Source organism: Rhodococcus yananensis, from assembly GCF_020515525.1.
GTDB lineage: Bacteria > Actinomycetota > Actinomycetes > Mycobacteriales > Mycobacteriaceae > Rhodococcus > Rhodococcus yananensis.
Map to the genome: position 1 here is coordinate 1 of NZ_JAIYEP010000134.1, position 5589 is coordinate 5589.

At 66.4% G+C, this 5589-nt stretch carries 4 protein-coding genes; 2 read left to right on the forward strand and 2 right to left on the reverse strand.

The window, feature by feature from the left end; translation table 11 throughout:
- Positions 1–513: 513 nt before the first annotated feature.
- Positions 514–1659, forward strand: a complete 1146-nt coding sequence (locus tag LDQ05_RS19110; RefSeq protein WP_226438536.1) for a DNA cytosine methyltransferase — start codon at positions 514–516, stop codon at positions 1657–1659.
- A 6-nt stretch (positions 1660–1665) separates the two neighbouring features.
- Positions 1666–2094, forward strand: coding sequence for a very short patch repair endonuclease (locus tag LDQ05_RS19115; protein ID WP_226438533.1), 429 nt, complete (start codon positions 1666–1668; stop codon positions 2092–2094).
- A 3-nt stretch (positions 2095–2097) separates the two neighbouring features.
- Here LDQ05_RS19115 and LDQ05_RS19120 read toward each other — a convergent pair whose 3' ends face one another.
- Positions 2098–3243, reverse strand: a complete 1146-nt coding sequence (locus tag LDQ05_RS19120; protein WP_226438534.1) for an acyl-CoA dehydrogenase family protein — start codon at positions 3241–3243, stop codon at positions 2098–2100.
- Positions 3243–4475, reverse strand: coding sequence for an acyl-CoA dehydrogenase family protein (locus LDQ05_RS19125; protein WP_226438535.1), 1233 nt, complete (start codon positions 4473–4475; stop codon positions 3243–3245). The genes LDQ05_RS19120 and LDQ05_RS19125 overlap by 1 nt, the downstream gene beginning before the upstream one ends.
- Positions 4476–5589: the final 1114 nt, after the last annotated feature.

Genomic DNA, 5589 nt, shown 5'->3' on the forward strand with positions numbered 1-5589 from the left:
GAAGAATGTGACAGTCAGCAACAACCACCCACAAAAGTGGGGTGGTCGCACCAAATAATATTGGCACTGACATTCATCGGCACACTGTTGAGTTCTCAAAGAACACGCACACACCATCATGCACGAGCCTCATCGGCCCACGAAATCCGGGGTTACCTGCTCCCGCCGAAATTCTTTCGAATTCCGGGGCGGCCACCAACCTTACCAGAAGATTCGGTGACCGGTAAATCGCTCAGGCGCCTTCGTCCAACCTCGTTTTCCCGTACCTCGCGGTCCGGGTCGGTGTCCGTGTCGCTCTGACCTGGAATAAGTTACGCGAGGATGAACCGGAACACCAAATCGCCAGGTCAGATGTGGTTTCGGCGTCATGGACACCCGTTCCGGGCCGTCTCACCACCCCCTGTCTCCACGGGGAAGTGCCGCCGGGACGCGTCCGCTCACGTGGGAGAGGGGGACTCGAGTAACGTTCTCGGTAACTGATCGAGGAAGGGTGCCGTGGCGTCGACGGGGAGCATGGTGGGGTTGTTCGCCGGCATCGGCGGCCTGGAGCTCGGGCTGTCGGAGCACGGATGGAACACCGAACTCCTCTGCGAGATCGATCCCGGTGCTCAGGCCGTGCTACGTCACCGATTCCCCGACGTCCCCCTCGATGCCGACGTGACCCGGCTCCGTTCTCTGCCTCGCGGTACCGAACTGGTCGCCGCCGGTTTCCCGTGCCAGGACCTCTCGCAGGCCGGTCGCACGGCCGGCATCACGGGGTCGCGATCCGGACTGGTCGACGAGGTGTTCCGTCTCGTGAAGAGAAGGAACGGACCACGGTGGCTCGTCATCGAGAACGTCCCCTTCATGTTGCAGCTCGGGCGCGGGGCCGCGATGCGGCACATCACCGACGCCCTGAGCGAGCTCGGCTACACCTGGGCGTACCGGGTGGTCGACGCCCGATCGTTCGGACTCCCCCAGCGCCGGCAGCGTGTGCTGATGGTCGCGTCCCGCACCGATGATCCACGCACCATCCTCTTCGGTCAGGACGCCGGTGCCCCTCCCGACGCGGATCCCGATTCGTACCCGTGCGGCTTCTACTGGACAGAAGGGGTGCGCGGGCTGGGCTGGGCGGTCAACGCCGTCCCTACCCTGAAGGGCGGGTCGGCGCTGGGTATCGCGAGCCCACCGGCGGTGCGGTTGCCGTCCGGGGAGATCGTCACCCCGGGACTGGCCGACGCCGAGCGGCTGCAGGGCTTCGATCCGGACTGGACGGCGCCCGCGACCGAGGCACCCGGTGTCCGCGCCGGCCATCGGTGGCGTCTGGTCGGCAACGCGGTGAGCGTGCGGATGGCGTCGTGGGTCGGTCACCGGTTGTCCGCTCCGCTCGAGTACACGGCCGATCACGAATCACCGCTGTCGTCCGGCGACACGTGGCCGAGCGCAGCCTGGGGTGCGAACAGGAAGGCCTTCCGCGTCCACGAATCGTTGTGGCCGGTCCACGACCCCTACCAGGATCTCGGCGGGTTCCTCGACGATTCGCGTCTGCTGTCGGCGCGCGCGACCGCGGGCTTCCTGCGACGGGCACGTTCGGGCAGTCTGCGGTTCGTTCCGGGTTTCCTCGACGACGTGGAGAGCCATCTCGACCGGATGGGTGGATTTCCACGGGCGGTGGCGTAGCGCACGATGTCGTCGTCCGACCGCCCCTCGACCGATGCGGGCACAAGCGCGCGGATGAGTCGGCAGCGCCGACGCGACACCGCCCCCGAACTGGCGTTGCGACGCGAACTGCACCGCCGGGGCCTGCGGTTCTTCGTGGACCGCGCACCGCTTCCGGGGATGCGACGGCGCGCCGATCTCCTCTTCCCACGACGGAAGGTGGCGGTCTACGTGGACGGATGCTTCTGGCATCGTTGTCCGCTCCACGCGACCGCGCCGAAGAACAACGCGCAGTGGTGGGCGGACAAGTTGGAGGCGAACGTCCGCCGCGACCGCGACACCGATGCCGCTCTCACCGCAGCGGGTTGGACGGTGGTGCGGGTCTGGGAACACGAGGACGTACCGGGTGCGGCAGACCGCGTCGAGCACGTCGTGACGGGTTCGGAGTCCGGGTGAGGGTCAGCGTGTGAGTTCGGCGTAGCGCGCGATGTGCTGCTCGGCGGTGCCGTACTCGTATTCGATCGCGGTGAGGCGTTTGAAGTAGTGCCCGACCGCGAGTTCCTCTGTCATCCCCATGCCGCCGTGCAACTGGACTGCGTTCTGCCCGATGAACCGCGCCGCACGTCCGATCGTGGCTTTCGCCGCCGATACCGCCCTGGCTCGTTCGGTGTCGGCGGCGTCGAGATGCAGGACCGCGAGGTAGACGGCCGACACCGCCTGTTCGAGTTCCATGAACATGTCGACCATGCGGTGCTGCAACACCTGGAAGTGTCCGATGGGCTGACCGAACTGTTCGCGCTGCTTGCAGTACTCGACGGTGTCGGCGAGGACCTTGCGCATCGCCCCGACACCTTCGGCGGCGACGGCGGTGGTCGCTGTGTCGATCGCGAGCGCCAGCGAGGGCCACGCTCGGTCGACCTCACCGAGCAGTGCGTCGGCGGGTAACCGCAACCCGGAGAACTCGAGGTCGGCTGCACGACGATCGTCGATGGTCCGGTACGGATGCGCGGTCACGCCGTCCGGCGGTGAGTGCACATCGAAGTCGACGAGGAACAGCGAGATGCCGTCGGTGTCGAGCCGGTCGCCCGCGGTACGGGCGGTCACGAGCAGGTGGGTCGCGAGCGGAGCGCTGCTCACGACGATCTTGCTGCCGTCGAGGAGCCACCCGTCCCCGTCACGTCGCGCAGTGGTCGCGACATCGTGGAGCACCGGCCCCGACGTCGGCTCTGCGGCAGCGAGCGCCGTCACGGCCTCACCGGTACCGATGGCCTCGAGGACGGACCTCGCGCGACCGCCCCCTGCGCGGCCGAGGAGTCCGCCCCCGAGGACCACCGCGTCGACGAACGGCTCGACGACGAGCGCATGGCCGAGCGCTTCCGCGATCACCATGAGTTCGACGGGACCGCCACCGATACCGCCGACGTCTTCGGGGAGGGTCGCGGCGAGGATGCCGAGATCATCGGCGAACGCGCGCCACACTTCGGGCTGCCAGCCGTCGCCGATCGTCGCGACCTTGCGGCTGCGGGCCAGATCGTACCGCGCTTCGAGGTATTTGGTGACCGAATCCCGGAGGAGTTCCTGTTCCTTGCTCAAGGAGAAGTCCATCAGAGCCCCAATGCTGCTTTGGCGAGAATGTTTCGTTGGATCTCGTTGCTACCCGCGTAGATCGAGCCGGCCCGGTCGTTGAAGTAGCGCAGCGGCGCGACGGCCTGCCAGTCGTCACCGCTGAGATAGCCGTCGGTGGGGGCCACGAAATCGGCGATCGGTCCCCCGGGTGCCGTCACGTGCGGTTGGTACGCACGCCCACGCGGACCGGCCACCTCGAGGGTGAGCTGGGTCAGTCGCTGGCTCAACTCGGTGCCGAGGATCTTGAGCATCGACGACGACGGTCCCGGGTCGCGTCCCTCCGACAGTGCTGCGAGGGTGCGGTACTCGAGGATTTCGAGGACCTCGGTGCGGATGCGGGCATCGGCGAGCCTCGATGAGAACGAGGGATCGTCGGCGAGGGTGCCACCGGCCGGTCCCGGCTGGTGTGCCGCCGCGTCGGCGACTCTCTCCGCCATCACCTGCAGGGCGGGGGCCGCTGCGGCACCGCCCCGTTCGAAGACCAGCAGGTACTTCGCGACCGTCCAGCCGTCGTCGATACGTCCGAGAACGTTGGTTTTGGGCACCCGGACCTCGTCGAAGAACACCTGGTTCTGAACTTCCTCGCCCGAGGTCATGACGAGCGGCCGGATCTCGATTCCCGGTGAGGTCATGTCGATGAGCAGGAACGTGATGCCGTGCTGTTTCCTCCCCGTTCGCGACGTGCGCACGAGAGCGAACATCCAGTTGGCCTCGGTGGCATGGGTGGTCCAGATCTTGCTGCCGGTGACCACGAGGTCGTCGCCGTCGCCGACGGCCGCCATCGACAGGGACGCGAGGTCGGAGCCGGACTCGGGTTCGGAATAGCCTTGGCAGAAGAAGACGTCGCCGTTCAGGATCCCGGGGAGGAAGTAGTCCTTCTGCGCGGGTGTGCCGTAGGCGATGATCGCGTGCGCCACCATCTTGATCCCCATCGGAGACAGCGCCGGCGCCCCGGCGAGGATCGATTCGCGGACGAAGATGTAGTGCTGGGTCGGCGTCCAGTCGCAACCGCCGTACTCGACGGGCCACGCCGGAGCCGCCCAGCCTCGCTCGTGGAGGATGCGCTGCCACTCCATGCTCGCTTCGTGGTCGGAGTAGACGCTCGTGGCGAGGCGTCCGGCCCGGCGCAGTTCCGGTGTCAACTTCTCGTCGAGAAACGAACGCACCTCGTCTCTGAAGGCGGCGTCTGCCGCCGACCACGCAAGTTCCATGTCGTCTCCCAGCGGAGCCCGGACAGCCGAGCTCGATCATCTGCGAATCTTCATTAACTTTTCAGCTCGGATCGGAGCGTACTGACGGCTTTGCCACGACGTCAACCGGCATATTTCACAGAACTTTGCGACACACATACCGCGATCCAGTGTTCACGTCGGCCTGCCGTGTCCAGCAACGGCCGTCTCACCTGAGCTGCATCACATCCGTTTCGGCGCCCGCAGCCCATCGGAGGACCGGAGCATGACCGAACCGTCCGGCCCGTCCCGACACCACCCCCGACATCGACGCCGAAGAGGTCCACATCATCGAGGCGGGCCGCTCACCCCCGGAGCGTTTCGCCCGCGGTTGGCACTACCTCGCCCTTCTCCGAGACTTCGCCGGCGCGAGTGGTCATGGAGGACTTCACGGACGACCACGATCATCGGCACTCCCTGCGTGTCAGGGTGAGTTGAGTCCACCGGTTCACAGCAACCCCGCCTGCAGGGCATGGCATCGACGATGCCGTGAACCTCAGCCGCCAGCTCGTCGTACCAGATCATGACGTCCTGCCGTCCGTGGAGTCGCATGTCACCGTCCCTTGCGGTGAAGATACCCACAGAATGCCGATGCACCCCGCTCAGCAATTCGTGTCGATTCCGTGTCGTGGTGACCCGATAAACGGATATGAGAAAGCCCCCCGCCTGCATCACTGCTGGCGGGGGGGCTTTTCTGTGTGCGCCCGAAGGGATTCGAACCCCTAACCTTCTGAAACCCCCGAGCCTCGATGGCAGCTCTCGATATCCTCTCTGTTGCTGGTCGGAACGTGGCCGAAGGTTGGGGATCCCGTCGATTCAGGGGTCTCATTGGAGGTTTCGGGGTGGTTTCGGGGTTATTCCGGTCCCTGAGAGGCACCCCCGGCGACGTGGGCAACCGTGTCCCTCACGGACACAGTGGTCACCCCCGTGCGCGCGGGCGCGACGTCGCGAAGGCGTTTGCGGAATCCCGCAACCGCTGGTCACCCCCGTGCGCGCGGGCGCGACCATCACGCTCACCGTGACGACTGCTCGGCCCGTGCGACCCGCGTGCACGGTGATCATCACCGTGCTTGAGTGTCGGGTACCCCGGCGAGGA